The organism is Mycobacterium sp. 050134 (assembly GCF_036409085.1).
In the GTDB taxonomy this organism is placed as follows: Bacteria; Actinomycetota; Actinomycetes; order Mycobacteriales; family Mycobacteriaceae; genus Mycobacterium.
This window is the reverse complement of the sequence record NZ_JAZGLV010000014.1, coordinates 34,315-50,979: the sequence shown is the minus strand read 5'-3', so window position 1 is coordinate 50,979 and position 16,665 is coordinate 34,315. Positions and strand designations below refer to the sequence as shown.

The window sequence follows — 16,665 nt, the reverse complement described above, 5'->3', positions numbered from 1 at the left end:
CGCGGGTCCGGCCCCGCGCCTCGTCACGTGTCATCGAACGGAATGGCCCTTCGGGACGTGATCGGGGCGTGTGCGGCGGTGCCCGCACGAGTTGCGTAATGCGTCAGCCCATGAGTCATTGATCCCAGCGGGGTGGTGCCCCGCAAGGAGCGCGGAGAGGACGGCCCCATGGAGCCGAGTGATCAGCCCGACGAACGCCAAGACGAACCGAGTAAACCCCGACATCAGCTTTTCGCCGCGCTCACCCGCCGGCGCGCGCTGCTCGGGATGACCGCGGTAGCCGGGTTCGCCGCGGTCGATGCGGGCGCCTTCGCCTACGCCGGCGGCTGGCTGCGCCCCGACACGCTGACGCCGAGCCGGTTCGCTGACCGCTTCGAGGCGGTCTACGGACGCCACGACGGATTCCGGCGCAACCACGCCAAGGGTTTGAGCGCGACCGGAACTTTCGCCAGCACCGGCGCGGGCGCCGCGCTCTGCCGCGCGGCCGTCTTCCAGCCGGGCACCATCCCGCTGGTGGGCCGGTTCTCGCTGGGAGGGGGCCTGCCCGACCAGTCCGACAAGCCCGACACCGTCCGCGGGTTGGGGCTGCTGTTCCAGGCGAAGGGACAGCAGTGGCGCACGGCGATGATCAATCTTCCGGTCTTCACCGACAGCACCCCGGAAGGGTTCTACGAGAGGTTGCTCGCCTCCAAGCCCGTGCCGGCCACCGGCAAGCCGGACCCGCAGCGGATGACGGAGTTCCTCGACCGCCACCCCGAGACCGCCGCGGCGATGAAGATCATCAAGCAGGCGCCGCACGCCGCCGGTTTCGCCGACAGCGCGTTTCACGGCCTGAACGCTTTCTGGTTCACCAACGGCGCCGGCACCCGAGTCCCCGTGCGGTGGTCCGTCGTTCCCCAGCAACGGACCCAGGGCGCCGGACAAACCGCCGCCCCGGCGCCGTCGTCCGGCAAGGACTACCTGTTCGACGATCTCATCCGCGCGGTGGCGCAGGGTCCGTTGACGTGGCGGCTCCTGCTGACCGTCGGCGAACCGGGCGACCCGACGAACGACGCCACCAAGCCGTGGCCGCCGTCGCGCCGGTCCGTCGACGCGGGCACCATCACCATCTCAGCGGTGCAGACCGAGCAGGGTGGCAACGCGCGCGACATCAACTTCGACCCGCTGGTGCTGCCCGACGGCATCGCCGCTTCCGACGATCCGTTGCTGACCGCCAGGTCGGCCGTCTACGCCCGTTCCTTCACCCGCCGCGCCGAGGAGCCCAAGTCGCCCAGCGAGGTCCAGGTCAGCGAGGTGATCAAGTGACCACCGATTCCACGGCGGCGCCGACCCGGTTCGCCCTTCCGTCCAGGATCCTGCACTGGCTGATGGCGCCGATGGTGATCGCCCAGCTGCTCATCGGCGTGGCCATGATCGCCTCGCTCGCCTGCTATCCGCTGCTGCTCGCGGTCCACCGACCACTCGGGATCTTGATCCTCGTCTTTGCCGTGGTGCGCCTGGCCAACCGGCTGACACACCGCCTCCCGCCGTTTTTGGCCACGATGAGCGCGGCCGAACGCCGCATTGCGACCTGGTCGGAGTATCTGCTCTACGCGTTGCTGCTGGCGCAGCCCCTGGTCGGGTGGGCGATGCTCTCGGCGGCGCGGTTCCCGGTCACGCTGGTCGGCCCGCTGCGGCTACCGGGCATCACGCCGCACAGTCTCGACTTGTACGCGATGCTCCGGGAGGTGCACGGCCTGCTCGGCCTCCTGCTGTTCCTGGCATTCACCGCCCACGTCTGCGCGGTGGTCTTCCACACGGTGGGGCTGCGCGACCGGCTGCTCGACCGCATGGCGCTCTGGCCCACCAAATCGGAGGCGCCGACCGACGGAATATGATCGGCACGATTAGCTCGAGGGGACCACGAGGGAGTGGAGAGCCATGCCGAACGAGAAGCAATCCGACCGGATGACGTCGGGCAAGGGGTTCGTCGCCGCGCTGGACCAAAGCGGCGGCTCGACGCCCAAGGCGCTGCGTCTGTATGGCATCTCCGACGACGCGTACTCGGGCGAGAAGGAGATGTTCGACCTCATCCACGAGATGCGTTCGAGGATCATCACCTCGCCCGCGTTCACCGGTGACCGGGTCCTGGCGGCGATCCTGTTCGAGCAAACCATGGATCGTGAGATCGAGGGCCGGCCGTCGACCACCTACCTGTGGGAGACCAAGGGCGTGGTGCCGATCCTCAAGATCGACAAGGGCCTGGCCGAGGCGTCCGACGACGTGCAGCTGATGAAGCCGATGCCGGGGCTCGACGACCTGTTGGACCGCGCGGTGGGCAAGGGGGTGTTCGGCACCAAGGAGCGCTCGGTGATCGGCGGCGCGAACGCCGACGGGATCGCCGCGGCGGTCGCCCAGCAGTTCGAGGTGGCGGCCCAGGTGCTCTCGCACGGACTGGTGCCCATCATCGAGCCCGAGGTGACGATCTCGATCCCGGACAAAGCACAGGCCGAGGAGATGTTGCGCGACGAGATCACCAAGCACCTCGAGAACGTGCCCGACGGGCAGCGCGTGATGCTCAAGCTGACGCTGCCCACCGAGGCCAACCACTATCGGACCTTGGTGGACCATCCGAAGGTGATGCGGGTGCTCGCGCTGTCCGGCGGCTACTCGCGGGACGAGGCCAACGCGCTGTTGGCCAAGAACACCGGGGTGATCGCGAGCTTCAGCCGCGCGCTGACCGAGGGCTTGTCGGTGGAGCAGTCCGACGAGCAGTTCAACGCCACTCTGGACAAGGCGATCCAGTCGATCTATGACGCCTCGATCGCCGGCTGAGGCCGGCGGGGCCCCCGAGTAGTGGTGGCGGGCTAGTAGTGGTGGCGGGCCATGCGTGGGCGCGTGGCTTCGACCTCGTCGGACACCAGCGCCGGAACCATCTCGCTGGTCACCAGGCCCTCGCCGCTCGTGACTTCGTCGACGATGTCGAACGATTCGGCGATATTCGCCGGGGTGTCGATGACGATCGTCACGACGGGTACGCGCCGGTCCACTGACAGCAGCTTGTCGCCGTGGGGTTCCCGGTCACCCTGGAAGCCCCAGATGCCGCGCAGCACCGTTGCGCCGTCGATGGCGTCGCGCCGCCACAGGCGCTCGACCAACGCCCGGTGAATGGGGACGCCGCCGTGGCGGGCGGACTCCGAGGTGTAGACCATCAGCTTCTGCCACAGCGGCAGGCCGCGCTCGTCGACACCGGGCAGCGCATGGGGGCGCTCCAGCAGTTCGCCGTCGCGCTTGCACACCCGGACGCGCTCTACGGTGATCATCGGATGTCTGAGCAGGCCGCCGAGTTCCGGTAGCACCCGGCCGATGCGCTCGCCGGATCCGACGGCGATGATCATCACGGGCACGTCGCCGTTGCGCCCGAAGAAGTGGGCCCGTTCACGCCGACCGCCCAGGGTGCCGTCGACGCCCAGGAAGACCGATGCGCCTGCGAGTTGGCGCCGGTACATCAGGTCGCAGATCGCGACATGGGCCGGAACACCGTAAACGCGCTCCCTGCGGCCCACGTAGATCGTCAGCTTGACGGCTTCGTGCAGCTCTTCGTCGAGTTTCAGCGGGTCGATGCCGTCGCGCAGCAGCCGGGCGCGTTCGAGGGTGAGCAACCCCCGCTGCCGGATCGCGAGCACCGGATCGAGCAGGGCCTCGATCTTCGCTCGGGTGTCCACCGCGACGATCGCCACCGGCGGGTCTTCCGACAGGCTCAGGGACCGATCGCACCTGAAGTGTCGTCCCGTCCCGAAACCGCCGATGCCGCGGAGCACGACGCTCGTGGCCAGCTGGTGCTCGCTAAAGAGGCCGAGCAGCACGTCGGAGACGAAGCCGTCGTCGGTGCGCCGCCGCTCGGCCTGGTACGCGGTCAGCTTCAGGCAATCGTCGTCCACGGCCGCTCCTCATAGTGCAATGCAACAAGTTCTCGCGCTGGAGGTTTCCTGTCGCTTGGCTGAGATGGTACTTCGCGCAGTCGCAGCGGGGTTATCCGAGTCCAATGGGCTGACGTAACCTCGTGAATGTGCCTTCGCCCGAACCGATTTGGGAGGATTGCATGAGATCGCTGTTTGCACTGGTCGGTATCTGCGCCGTCGTCGGGCTCGCCCCGCCCGCGTACGGCGACCCAAGCCAGCACAACGACGCGGGGTTCCTGGCCGCTTTGCGGGAGGACAAGATCGGCTATGCCGACCCCGGCCGCGCCATCGATGCGGCGCAAGCAGTGTGCACCTGTTTGAACAACGGGGAATCGGGACTGGGCCTGGTCCACGATGTGAAGACCCATAACCCGGGGTTCAGCATGGACAGCGCGGCGCAGTTCGCCGTCACGTCAGCGCAGTTCTACTGCCCCCAGCAGCTGGCCAAGGCGCCGGCGCGGTAGCGCGACCTCACCGCGCGCGACCCAGCGCGCCGACGATGATGCGCGTCGTGAGTTCGGCCCGGCGCCTCGAATAACCCTGCGCGCCCGAAAGAATGGGGTACAGGGCGCCGCCGACGATAGCGTCCGCCGCCGAGTCCGCTATCGTGTCATCGATCCCCGCGGCCAGCAAGCGGGCCCGCACCCGGTCGTGCAGCGGCGCGCTGAAGCCGGCGCGCAGCTTGACCGCCGTGTCCTCGTGCTCCATGCACGCGACGGTCAGGATCCGCAGCATGGCCGAGCCGCGGCCGGTGGTGAGGCTGCCGACCAGCTTGCCCACCCACCGCACCAGGTCCGCGACCAGGTCATCGGAGTGGTTGACCGACCCGAGGATCTTGTCGGCGTCCTCGAGCATGACGTCCGCGACGAGTGCGGGGCGGCTGGGCCACCAGCGGTAGATGGTTTGTTTGCCCACCCCAGCGCGCGCCGCGACCGCCTCGATGGCCAGGCCGTCGAAGCCGCGTTCGAGCAGCAACTCGCGGGTGGCGGCGACGATCGCGGTGCGCGACTTCTCGCTGCGGCGCCGCGGGGAGCCGGGCCGCTCACCCGCCCGGGAGGAATCGGTCGGCATTCGATGGTCCTCGTTCCCTCGGTTCCGGCCCGGTGGCGCGGTGGCCCGCGCGCTTTACTTCTCTCGAGCGGCGCCGTAATCTCCCCACAAGACGAGACGGTCCGTCTTGTAAAGGGAGGATATCAGTCCGTGCGGCCAAAGCTAGCCCCCCGGCGGGCTTGCTCGAAGATCACGTCATGACGCTCGGCTTGACGCCCGAGCAGCAGGAACTCGCCACCGCCGTCGGGCAATTCGCGAGCCGGCACGCCCCGATCGCCGCGACCCGGGAGACGTTCGATGCGTTGGCGGCCGGAAAACTGCCCGACTGGTGGGACGCGTTCACCGGCAATGGATTTCACGCCGTTCATCTGCCGGAGGACGTCGGCGGGCAGGGTGGGGGGCTGAGCGACGCCGTGTGTGTGCTGGAGTCGGCCGGCAAGGCGCTGCTGCCCGGCCCGCTGCTGCCGACGGTCGCCACCGGAGCCGTCGCGCTGCTGGCAGCGGCGAGCCCAGCCGTCGACCTGCTGATGCGCGAGCTCGCCTCCGGCGCACCGGCCGCCCTCGTCCTTCCCGATGGCGGCGACTTCCGCGTACGTGCCGAGGGTGGAGACCGGTGGGTCACCGGCGTCTCCGAGGTCACCGCCGGCGTGCATTCGGCGCGCACGATCCTGCTCGGCGCGCGGACCGAGGGCGACGACGTGTTGTGGACGCTCATCGACACCGGAACTCGCGGTGCCACAGTCGAATCGGTAGACGGCACCGATCTGGTCACCGACGTAGGCGTTCTGCGGCTCACCGACTACCACGCGCCAGACCGCGACTGGCTCACGGGCATCGACCAGGACCGCGCGCAGTGCGTCGCGGTGGCGCTGATCGCGGCCACGATGGCCGGCATCGCGCAGTGGTGTGTCGAAGCGGTCACGGCGCATCTGCGAATTCGGGAGCAGTTCGGCAAGGTGATCGGCACCTTCCAGGCGCTGCAGCACAACGCCGCGATGTTGCTGGTGAGCAGCGAACTGGCGACCGCGGCGGCCTGGGATGCGGTCCGGGCCGTCGACGAGTCCGTCGACCAGCACCAGATCGCCGCCGCCGGGGCGGCGCTGATGGCGATAGCGCCCATACCCGATCTCGTGCTGGACGCTCTGACGATGTTCGGTGCGATCGGCTTCACCTGGGAGCACGACCTGCACCTCTACTGGCGACGGGCTATCAGCCTGGCGGCGTCCATAGGCCCGGCCAGCCGCTGGGCCAGGCGCCTGGGCCGGCTGACCTGCACCCTGCAGCGCGACATGGCGGTCAACCTGGGAGACGCCGAGCCGGACTTCAGGTCGACGGTCGCCGGGACGTTGGATTCGGCTCTGGCGCTTCGCAATGACGGGCCCGGGAAGCAGGGCGATTACAAAGAATTCGCGACGGGACCGCAGCGGACGGCCCTCGCCGAGGCGGGTCTCATTGCTCCGCACTGGCCGCCGCCGTGGGGAGTCGGGGCGAGCCCCCTGCAGCAGCTCATCATCGACGAGGAGTTCGACAAGCGACCCGGCCTGGTCCGGCCCTCGTTGGGCATCGCCGAGTGGATCCTGCCTTCGGTGTTGCGCGCGGCGCCAAAGGCCCTGCAGAAGAGGTTGATTCCGCCCACGCAGCGCGGCGAGCTCGCGTGGTGCCAGCTGTTCAGCGAGCCCGGGGCCGGTTCGGATCTCGCCGCCCTGACGACGCGGGCCACCAAGGTCGAGGGCGGCTGGCAGATCAACGGGCACAAGATCTGGACATCGGCGGCGCACCGGGCGGATTACGGGGCGCTGCTGGCCCGCACCGATCCGGAAGCCCCCAAGCACCGCGGCGTCGGCTACTTCCTCGTCGACATGCGAGCTCCCGGGATTGAGGTCCAGCCGATCAAGATGGCGACCGGTGAGGCGCACTTCAACGAAGTCTTCCTCGACGACGTCTTCGTGCCGGACGACATGCTGCTCGGTGACGCGACCGGTGGCTGGGATCTCGCGATCGCGACCATGGCCGAAGAGCGTTCGGCGATCAGCGGTTACGTCAAGTTCGACAGGGCCGCCGCGCTGCGCCGGCTCGCGGCGGAGCCGGGACCCGACCGCGATGACGCGCAACGCGCGCTCGGCGAGCTCGACGCCTACACCAACGCGATCAAGGCGCTCGGCGTGCGGGAAACGATCCGGCTGCTCGACGGCCAGGCCTCCGGGCCCGCGTCGAGCATCGCCAAGGTCGCAATGAATGTGCTCTTGCGGCGGACGTTCGAGGCCACGCTTCGACTGACCGGGCGGTTGGCGATGGTTGCCGACTCCGACCCCGCGGTGGTCCGGCCGTACCTGCATCTGCCGGCCGAGTTGATCGGCGGCGGCACCCGGGAAATTCAGCTGAACATCATCGCGCAGCTGATCCTGGGCCTACCCCGGAAGTAAGCAGGTTTGTCGGGCTACCGCAGCTCCTCGGTCGGTACCCCGTAGCGATCCTGGTCGCTGGGTTCCACGACATGGTGGGGGCGCAGTTCGCGATGCTGATGCCAGGCGTCGCGATCACCGTAACGGCCATCGCCGCGACGGCGGAACTCGAACGACGAACAAGCCACCTCATGGTGGAACGACTGTTTGGCCATCCCGATGTTGGCCCACAACGCCACGACCCCGACCAACAGCATTGGGGATGTTTGCTGCCAGCACGATATCAACCACTTTTACATCGGGAGGTCTTGTTGCTCTTGAGCGGACAAGATCCCGATCGCCGGGGCGGCGGGCACGATCGCGTTCCCCCTCGCGGGGCCGTGGCCGCTGCGGGCAATGAGCCAGGGGGGCAGTCAAGTTGCGTGGATTGCTGGCCCCGATAGTCGAGCGGAGCGACGCGGTTTGTCGCCCGAAGTTCACTTTCATAGTGCAGTCCGCGTTGCTTTAATGAAACCCGCCGGACAACTCGCCTCACGCCATGTCTCCTTTGACCTAGGAAGTCTGCGGGCGTATGGGACGGTTCAGCTGGCTGCATAGAGGGCGCGAATGACACTGCAAATCCCTGAGAGTTTGCAATGGTTGGCGTATCTGACCGGTTCGCAGTGGCCAAAGGGCGACGAGTCGGCCATGTTTCAGATCGGAGAGTATTGGCACGGGACGGCCGACGGACTCAAGGCGTTGATTCCGGAGCTGGATCAGGTCAGTCGCACGGTGGACGCGGTCTTGACCGGGGAGGCCGGGGCCGCCGCGCAAGCCGAGTTCGCGTCGTTGCTCAGTGGGGACAACTCGATCGAGCAGGTGGTCGAGGCGATAGCGGCGGTGGGGGATTTGGCCAGCAACGCCGGCACCCAGATCGAGTACACCAAGCTGCAGATCATCTTTTCGTTGGCCATTGCCGGCGCGGAGATCGCCTATGCCCTCGCTTGCGCCCCAGCCACTTTCGGGGCGTCGTTGTCGTGGATTCCGCCGGTAGAAGCGATAACCATGGCCGCAGTGCGCCAGCTGGTGGCGCAGCTACTCAAGCGACTGGCTGCGGAATTGGCGAAGGCGTTGACGCTCACCGGGCTGAAGGTCTTGGCCAAACACGCCGCCAAGGAGGCCGTGGAGGAGGTTATCCAGGAGTTTGTTCAAGAGCTCACTATCGAGGGGATCCAGAAGGCCGAGGGTCACCGGAGCAGCATCGATTGGAAGCAAGTCGGGATGAACGCCGCCGGTGGTGCTGCCGGCGGGGCGGCCGGTGGCCTGGTGCACGGTCCGCTGAAACATGCTCTCGGGGATTCGAGCAGCGTGCTCGGCAAGGCCACCAAGGGGGCGTTGGTCGGGTACGGATCCGGCCTGGTGGGCAACGTGTTCGGGTCGATCGCCTCCGATGGCGGTCTGACCGCGGGCGGGTTGGATCCGCTGTCGGTGTTCGGTGGCGCCTCCACCCAAGCCATCAGCGGTGCTTTGCACGGAACCGGGCATCCTCATCCCGACCCCTCGACCGCCGGGCCCGCCGGGTTGCCACCCCACGGCGACCTGCAGCTCGGCGGCCCGGGACTCGACGATAAGACCGGTCCGGAGATCTCCGATGACGGCACTGAATCCAGCAGCGCGGAGAAGCCCGACACGGCGAACACGAACAACGTCTCGAGCCCGCCGCAGGTGCCGCAGGACCCTCAGACGGCGGCGCCACCCTATTCGCCCGAAAGGCTGCCCGCCTACACGGCAGCATCGGGAAGCGCGACCACCGACGCGGCCGATACCCACGGCTCTCCGGGTGGGTCAACGAACACGGCTGGCGGCGGGGGTTCTGGGGACACCGGTGCAGGCCATGCGTCCAGCTCGGCCGGTGGGTCGAATACTTCTGGTTCAGCGGGCAATCGTGGCGCCGGTTCGCCGGCTGGGGTGCCGAACACTCGTGTGGCGCAGAGCGTTACCGCCGGTTCGAAAACCGCCGCTATAGGTGCCACCAGTAGCGGCTCGAGTGGCAGGACCGCACCGGTCACGCCTGCTGCGGCAACGTCCACGTCGAACGCTCCCGCCCCAAGCACCAGCGGCCTGTCAGCGTCGCCTGCGTTGGATGCCACCAGCCCGGAGCCGGTGGCCCCGCCGGCGTCTGTTGGCTCCAATGGTCTCAATCCCGGGCGCGGCCCAGGCGCGGAGGGCCCACTGTCCACGACCCTCTCGGGTACGGCCGGCTCGGACGGGCTGTCCGTTCTGGCTGAGCAATCCGCGCGGGAGGGCGACAACGACTTCGGCGACCGTTTCGAGGCCGTCGCCGACGGGCATCAGGGAGACGGTCTGCTGGCCGGATGGGGTACTCAGGTCCGCCATGACACGCGCCAGGTCCAGTTGCGCTGGGAGGCCGAACCATCGCACGAGGGCAGCGATGCTGCTGGCAGCAAACCGGCTGCGATCACGCCCAACAACGCGCCGGTTCAACCCCGGACGGCAACGGACACTGGGCGAGCGCCCGGCGGTCCGATTGGAGGCAGTGGCCTGACCGGCACCGGGCCGACGGCCACGGCGGCTACAGCGGCGATCCAATCCGCTCACGCGTCACCCGCTGCGGCTGCAGAATCCTCGAGCGGTGCGAAGGCGGAGTTGCAGGCCCTGGGCGGCACTGGTCGGCCGCGAGGAACACAAGATGCTGATCTGCGGTGGATCGATTCGCAGTGGGAGGCGGTGCGGGGGGATCCGGAGTTCCGGGCTCGGTTGGCGCAGGTGCATCGGTGGTTGTCACCGGGTGGCGCTGAGCTGACTGAGGAAGGTTATCGGCTGGAATACCGCCGCGACCAGCCGGCGGCGCAGGCGGCGTTGCGGGTGTTGTACATGTGGCATCGTTCCGGTCAGGATGCGGCGCGGGAATTCGCGGCGGGCCAGCGGGTGGTTCGGGTCCGCGGCGGCGCTCAGCAGGAGCAACGGAAAACGTTCTCCTCGGATATCGATTCGGAGGGCCGCTCCGACAGAGCGCATCTCGACGGAAATCACACCGATTCAGTTGTGCCGGCCACTCATTCGTCGGCCGATGCGTCACGCGAATCTGCAGATCGGGTAATGCAGAAGGACGAGGCTAGGGCCGGGCAGGTCGAGGCCGGCGCCGAGTCCCCCAAGAGCATTGGCGCGAGAGGTGATACGGGCGCCGCTAGAGACGACCCGGACCTGGTGCCCATCGCCGGTGACGGGTGGTGCTTGTTATCCGCGGTAGCGCTTAGTACGCCGCCGGAGCATTGGCCGGTGCATTGGGTGTCGGGGTCGTCTTCTCCGGCGTACGTGCATTCGATGGCTCTGGACCAGGCGTTCAGCGGAAATGTGTCTCCCGACGGGGTCGGGCCGTTGGAGTTCGCCAGGTCCGCCCTGCATGCGCAGGTGTGGCAGTTCGTCCTCGATCGCGGCGGCCACAGGTTGCCGGACCCCGCGGTGGCGCTGTTCCGGGGCAACCCCCAGGAGCGGACACGTCTGCAGCAATGGGTGTTGCGTGCCACCGAGCAGCAGCTGCGGGATCGTCTCTCCGAGTTGGGGTTGGACGAGAACCATCCCGTGGATTCGGAAGAGTGGTTGTCTCCCGACGAGTTGCGCGGGCGCTACGTCGCAGAGCGGACCCGACAGCTGACCGACGAGTCGGTCGAACCAGGGGCGCGCCAAGCTGCGCAACAAGCGGCGCGTCGCGAGGTTGGGATCCACCGCGACAACCGAGTACACCCGGATCCGATGGTGGGTCGACAGGGCCAATTCCGGTACCTGCGGGACCGTCGCGCGGTGCCGACGATTCGCGACCTCCATGGAGTCGAGGAGTTACGTGCGGCGGTGCGGGCCGCCAGTATGCGACGGCTGACCGATATGGAGTATGCGCACCTGCTGGAGGCAGTGGACTCATGGGGAGAATGGGGGTGGCAGACCACTTACGGAGAGATGTTCTCCACATTGGTGGCACATACGTTGAATGTGCAGGTGCATGACCTCGTCAACCACTCCACTGTTGGTCCCGAAAATGCCCCTCGCACAGTCAATGTAAGGTATAACGGTCACAATCATTACGACGGCAACCTGCCGACTGGCACGCGGAGCGGTAGGCACGGTCGCACAGACAGCCCGTTGGAAGCGCATATCCGCCGAGCCGTGGATGCGGTGTTGCCGGGCCGTGATATCGAAGAGGTGACACGGCCCGAGGCGTCCGGTAGTGGGGCGGGGGCCGGGCGAAGCGGGGTGAATCCTCTGGTCGCCCTCGGAAGGGCGACCACTGCCTACAAGGACATCGCCCGGCGCGACGATGCCGCTTTCATCCGTCTGCTGCGTGAGCAACTGACCGACCCGGAGACGGGCAAGACGGTCTTGACGAGTCTGATGGAGGATCTGGACGATCTGAAAGTCGTTGTGGCAGCGGCCCCTCGCCATTCGCTCTCCGATTCGGAGCAAACGGCGTATCGAGTGCTGCACAACTCTGCGGGCCCGATCATCGACCAGGCGCTGGGCTCGGCGCACGCGTTACTCCGAGATGAAAGCGCCCTCAACCGATTTCGAGACATCGTCCCCACAGTCCTGCCGATGGGACTGTCGTATATCGGGCCGGCTTTGCAGCATCCTCCGTCGTTCAACTTCATCAATTTGGTTGCGGGTACGCACCTGAAGGCTGTGCTCCAGATGGGCGGCATGGCATTCCATTCAAGTTACAGTCGGCGTCTGCTGAGTGAAACCGCCTTCAACTTGGTACTTCCGTTGGCTGTCCCGGGAATCATTGATTTTCTTCCGCACGGGAAGCTGACGGATGGTGAGTGGGCCGCTCTCTCCGGTTCCTTGCAGGGGGCGATCTATTTCGGAGCCGGATTTGCGGACTATATCCCCGCCTTGGCGAACAAAGCTCTTTCACTGGCAATTGGTTCTGGCATACCTCTACCGAAAACCGACTACCATGCGTTGACTCACGGCGAGTTGCGCCTCATTTCCGAGTCCGATACCCCGCCAATGGCCGATGTCGATGGGTCGGAGAGCCAGCCTGCCCATCTGACGCAGGAAGCATTGACTCGTGCGGTCAACAAGATACGTGCGCGTTTCGCCATGATCGAGACTGCGTTGGGGATGTTTGAAGAACGTGGGGCCCATGTCTCGGAGAGCACGGATCGCCAGGTTTCATTGATCGACAAGGATATTCTGAAGCTGGAACGCCTGAATGCCAGATTGGTTGACGCACCGGACGAGCACAGCCTAGACAATGCCGGTTTTTGGCCCAAGTTGGGGTACTCGGCCATCACCGCTGGGATTCGGGGAGGTGGGCTCGCCGCGTCCTTGCTCTCGCACAATCCCTCAGGAGCGGCCATTGTTGTGCCGGGTTCTTCGTATCTGATCATCCGCTCGCTTACCGAACTGCTCGACCCGAACGTTACTGCGCATGATGCGGCCACCTCGTTCAACCATTTCACTCCACCGGCGTTGGTGGCGATCCTCCCGGCTGCGGTCAACTTCGCTACCCACGGCCGCCAATTCGAAAGCCTTCAATCAGCGGCACCGTGGCTCGCGTACTCGCTCATAGCGAACGGATCCTACAGCGACTGGGTCAGTCAGCGCCTGTCACAAGGGATGTCGGCCGGCATCGCAGCGGGCCAGCGCAGCTATCCCGCTTTTCGCGACGCGGTGAAGTCCTGGCTCGCGAGATGGGGCACGTCCGCGGGACCGCACGACACCAGTGGCGGGGATTCACCGCCGAGTGATGACGATGAATGGCGGCAGGGAATGGGGGCCCCTGGCGTGCCGGGCGGGTTTACCCCGGATTCCACCCATCCGCGCCACGGCCAGGCAACGTCGGCGGGTGACGTCTCCGCTACCGGGGGGCCGCAGGATACGAGTGCCGAGGATTCGTCACGCAACCATGTCGAGGCCGCTCCGGATCTGCCGTCCGGCAATCGGCCCCAGGTTGTGGGCCGGCTGCGGCACGCCCACGCAATCGCCGAGAGCTCCCCGGCGTCGACTGAACACGACAGCACCACGCCACCGATCGGTTCGACAACGCACCCTGACCCGGGGGCTGGGTCGGATACCACCACTGAAGACAGTTTCCCGTCGTCGATGCCGATCACCCCGGTCCGGAATTTTGGCGGGTCATTTCGACTGGGGCCGCAGCCATTCTCGACAGTGTCACGCGCCGCGGAGGGCGGCCCGGAGTCGACACCTTCCGCCAGCGATACCGAGGACGACGTTACCGAGGACGACGTTGCCGATCACACCTTCGAGGCTGACCACGAGCCCGACATCACCATCCCAGGCCGGCTGCCTCCAACGACGCTGACCGCCTCAGCGCGACCGCAGTTCGCCCGACCATCACCAGTGGGGCCCGAGCCCCCGTCGGCAGTGGTACACCCGGCCGCGGGCCACTCGCCGCTCGGTCGGGGCGCGACAAAGCGAGTCCGATTCCTCGACGTCAGTAGCTCGTCGAGCTCAGGCGACAGCTCGCCTGACCTGAGCACGGCTAGTGATTCAGGCGTGACGCCACGGACGATCGGTACCAATCAACGGTTGTCAGAGAGCCGACAGCCGGATCCGAAGCCGAAGTCGAACTGGCTCGCGTCGCTGCGGCGTGACCCGGAGGCCGAGTCAGGCGTCAGTTTCCTGGATATGACAGGGTCTCGCGGCGATCACGTCATGGCGCGGGATGTGCCTGGTTTCGAGCCGAACCAGGCGGTCGATTCGGGCACCCGATTGGCGGCCCATGCTGCCTTGCGCCGGCGAGCGCTATACATGAATCCGGCCTTGGGTGGACGGCCCGCGCTTGCTGATGTGTACGCGATACGTCATCCGCTGGGTGATGCGCCGCAGGCTGTTGTGACAGCGCGGCTGAATGCCCGTTGGTGGCAGGGTTTAACGCCGGAAGACCGTGATGCGATGATTGCCGCCCATCCGGATCAGGTGGGTAACGCCGAGGGCCTGCCGCCGCGGGTCCGAGATGAGGCCAATCGCAGGGTATTGCGGGATACGTTGGCTCGAGAGGCGGCCAACAATCTGCGGTGGATCAAGCCGATCAAGCGATTGGATGCCGTCGACAACGCATTACGGAGAGCGGCAAACCGTTTGAGCCGCACCGGCGATGGGCCGCCGATGGTGTTGGCGTTCAACCCGACGGCCTTTAGGCACGACGGCCGCATCCTGGTCGCCGTCGGCGGCGACCCCTATGACTCGGCGTCGGTGTCATGGATCGTGCCCGGCATGACCACCACCATGGCCAGCCTTGACGATCTCCTTAATGACGCCGTCAACCTGGTGGAATCCGCTCGGGTCGCGGGGGCTGAGGATCCGGTGGCGATCGTGTGGATTGGCTATGACGCGCCCAGTGGTTGGCGTTCTGGCCGAGTGACGCTGCAGTCGGCCGCGAACGCGGGCGGTGAGATCCTGCACGCCGATATCAAAGCGTTCAACGCGGGGCGGGACGCGAACTCCGCTGCTGGCGTTCACTTCTCGGACAACCATGTGTTTGGTCATTCGTATGGTTCGACGACCACGGGGTTTGCGGGACGGGGTGGTCGGCTGGCTGGCCAGATCCGGACCGTGACACTGTTGGGTTCTCCCGGAGCGGGACCGCTCCGGCACGCCGGAGACTTCGGCATCGGAACCAATGTCTTTGTCGCCAGCTCTTCACGTGATCCGGTGACTGCGCTCGGGCGTACTCCGGACCCGAGTGCGACGATTGGTCAAGGGATCGATCCCGCGCTGGAAGATTTCGGTGCACGACGTCTGGCGTCTGAGTTTCCGAGGTCCATGGACACTGTGTCGACAGTAGCCACCCATGTGTCGTATTACCGGCAGATCGATGCGATGGGACCGCGCTCGCAGTCCTTGACCAACTTCGGGCGGATCGTGGCGGGTCAGCACGATCGACTCGAACTGCACGACAACCGAGTCGCTGGGCAGCCGCTCCTCGGGATTCGGCGGACGTTCGAACCGGCTCAGGGCCCGCCCGCGGGCCGTCGGTGGTTGGGTGTGAAGTGGGGCGCACCGGTGCCGCACGCGACTGCTCCGGTGGGGCCCTCCCATGTCGCCCCGTCGGATGAATCGTCCGAGCTTCGCTTCCGGGAGAAGGCCAAGAAACTCAACGACTTGGAGGCCGGGATCGTCCAGGCGCGTGCATCCGAGATCGCTGACCAAGCCAGTAGGCAGTATTGGTCCGACCCAGCAAATGCGACCCGCCTGGTGGTGCACGTGGAGGTGGGTGGGAACGGGCGGCGATGGCCATTTCAGGGATGGCCATTCAGCGGCAGGGCGGTGGCCGTGGGTCAGATGCGGGCCATGGAAACCCGCAAAGCCCTGGAGTTGGAGGTTCGCCGCCTACTCGTGCGACGCGGGGTACCCGAGTCGATCGTGACGTTCAGGGAGGAGTCCCGCGGCAGGGGCCTCCCCGATAGCGCTGGCACGGCGCACGATCTCGAGTCGGACGAAGTGGCGCGACGGGTGGTCGTGATTCGAACCGAGGTAGCTGCACCGGTCGCGGACGGATTCCGCGTCGGTTTCGCAGAGAGGGAAAAGGTTCTCGGCGACGTGCAGAAGGATGAACTCAAACCCTTCATCGCCCGCGTGGTCGATGAAGCGGCTCGCCGGCACGCGGCAAACGAAGGCGGCCTGGTCGTGCACGTGGACGGTGGCGGCAACGGTGGGAATCGGTTGGAAAATGCGGATGCGGTCGGCTTGACGCGAGCCCGCAATACTCGAAGATTCCTGGAGAAGGAAGTGATATCACGCCTCGCGGAACGTCACATCGACACGGGCATGGTGAGGTTCAGCCAACCCACGTCGCGCGGGCGATCGCTACCCGGCGGCGCGGTCGCCACGGGCAATCGTCCGGCAGATGCGGCATCGCGGCGAATCGTCGAGATTCGGCTGGAAGATGCCTCGACGCCAAGCGATGTCGGTCTACACGCATCGGTGGCCGACGACCATCCTCCGGTCGACCCGTCATCGCCCGCCACCCGGTGCGACCAACGAACCCCCACAGACGAAATCGTCCCGTCGCGGCCAACCAAACACGCTGCGGCAGCAGAGTCGTCCGATATTGGACCACAACCACAAATCGCCCAGGTCCGGGCAGCTCCGCTGAGGCCATCGTCGTCGGGACGCAGCTCTCTCGGCCGCAACACGACTGACGGTGGCCAACTCTTTGCCGTCAGTCGTCGTCGGGGCCGAGCGAGCTTGACGCCGAGTCAGATTCCGAGGTCGAGTGACAAGTCGGACTGACACCGAACCGGGCAGTC

The 16,665-nt window shown here is 66.6% G+C and carries 9 protein-coding genes; 6 read left to right on the top strand and 3 right to left on the bottom strand.

All coding sequences use genetic code 11. The features are described 5' to 3' along the window. Positions 1-168 precede the first annotated feature (168 nt). From SKC42_RS17660 to SKC42_RS17650, 3 genes are read left to right on the top strand one after another with little or no spacing between them, the layout of a single operon-like run. Positions 169-1,305: a catalase family peroxidase gene (locus SKC42_RS17660; protein ID WP_442932181.1), complete on the top strand. Its 1,137-nt coding sequence runs from the start codon at positions 169-171 to the stop codon at positions 1,303-1,305. After that, positions 1,302-1,877 (top strand): cytochrome b, encoded by a 576-nt coding sequence (locus SKC42_RS17655; RefSeq protein WP_330965574.1) that lies wholly within the window; start codon positions 1,302-1,304, stop codon positions 1,875-1,877. The genes SKC42_RS17660 and SKC42_RS17655 overlap by 4 nt, the downstream gene beginning before the upstream one ends. A 43-nt stretch (positions 1,878-1,920) precedes the next feature. Further along, the gene (locus SKC42_RS17650) at positions 1,921-2,814 is read left to right on the top strand and encodes a fructose bisphosphate aldolase (RefSeq protein ID WP_330965573.1); all 894 of its coding nucleotides are present in this window, start codon (positions 1,921-1,923) and stop codon (positions 2,812-2,814) included. A gap of 32 nt (positions 2,815-2,846) precedes the next feature. Here SKC42_RS17650 and SKC42_RS17645 read toward each other — a convergent pair whose 3' ends face one another. Then, a complete protein-coding gene (locus tag SKC42_RS17645) occupies positions 2,847-3,920 on the bottom strand; it encodes a DUF190 domain-containing protein (RefSeq protein WP_330965572.1) in 1,074 nt (357 codons plus the stop codon). A gap of 161 nt (positions 3,921-4,081) precedes the next feature. On the opposite strand from SKC42_RS17645, the gene SKC42_RS17640 reads away from it, so the two are divergent. After that, positions 4,082-4,405 (top strand): DUF732 domain-containing protein, encoded by a 324-nt coding sequence (locus SKC42_RS17640; protein WP_330965571.1) that lies wholly within the window; start codon positions 4,082-4,084, stop codon positions 4,403-4,405. Between the two features lie 7 nt (positions 4,406-4,412). Here the strand turns inward: SKC42_RS17640 and SKC42_RS17635 are convergent, their stop codons facing one another. After that, positions 4,413-5,012 (bottom strand): TetR/AcrR family transcriptional regulator, encoded by a 600-nt coding sequence (locus tag SKC42_RS17635; protein WP_330965570.1) that lies wholly within the window; start codon positions 5,010-5,012, stop codon positions 4,413-4,415. 176 nt (positions 5,013-5,188) lie between these two features. Here SKC42_RS17635 and SKC42_RS17630 point away from each other — a divergent pair, with 176 nt between their 5' ends. Next, positions 5,189-7,414, top strand: a complete 2,226-nt coding sequence (locus tag SKC42_RS17630) for an acyl-CoA dehydrogenase (protein ID WP_330965569.1) — start codon at positions 5,189-5,191, stop codon at positions 7,412-7,414. 14 nt (positions 7,415-7,428) lie between these two features. On the opposite strand, the gene SKC42_RS17625 is transcribed toward SKC42_RS17630, so the two are convergent. Beyond that, positions 7,429-7,650 carry a hypothetical protein gene (locus SKC42_RS17625; RefSeq protein WP_330965568.1) on the bottom strand — a complete coding sequence of 74 codons (222 nt, stop codon included), beginning with the start codon at positions 7,648-7,650 and terminating at the stop codon, positions 7,429-7,431. Between the two features lie 349 nt (positions 7,651-7,999). Here SKC42_RS17625 and SKC42_RS17620 point away from each other — a divergent pair, with 349 nt between their 5' ends. Further along, positions 8,000-16,648 (top strand): WXG100-like domain-containing protein, encoded by an 8,649-nt coding sequence (locus SKC42_RS17620; protein WP_330965567.1) that lies wholly within the window; start codon positions 8,000-8,002, stop codon positions 16,646-16,648. Positions 16,649-16,665: the final 17 nt, after the last annotated feature.

Bases quoted from the DNA above. Each gene is read 5' to 3' on its own strand.
- SKC42_RS17640 (WP_330965571.1), top strand. From the start codon at position 4,082: ATGAGATCGCTGTTTGCACTGGTCGGTATCTGCGCCGTCGTCGGGCTC.
- SKC42_RS17620 (WP_330965567.1), top strand. From the start codon at position 8,000: ATGACACTGCAAATCCCTGAGAGTTTGCAATGGTTGGCGTATCTGACC.
- SKC42_RS17650 (WP_330965573.1), top strand. From the start codon at position 1,921: ATGCCGAACGAGAAGCAATCCGACCGGATGACGTCGGGCAAGGGGTTC.
- SKC42_RS17660 (WP_442932181.1), top strand. From the start codon at position 169: ATGGAGCCGAGTGATCAGCCCGACGAACGCCAAGACGAACCGAGTAAA.
- SKC42_RS17625 (WP_330965568.1), bottom strand. From the start codon at position 7,650: ATGCTGTTGGTCGGGGTCGTGGCGTTGTGGGCCAACATCGGGATGGCC.
- SKC42_RS17635 (WP_330965570.1), bottom strand. From the start codon at position 5,012: ATGCCGACCGATTCCTCCCGGGCGGGTGAGCGGCCCGGCTCCCCGCGG.
- SKC42_RS17630 (WP_330965569.1), top strand. From the start codon at position 5,189: ATGACGCTCGGCTTGACGCCCGAGCAGCAGGAACTCGCCACCGCCGTC.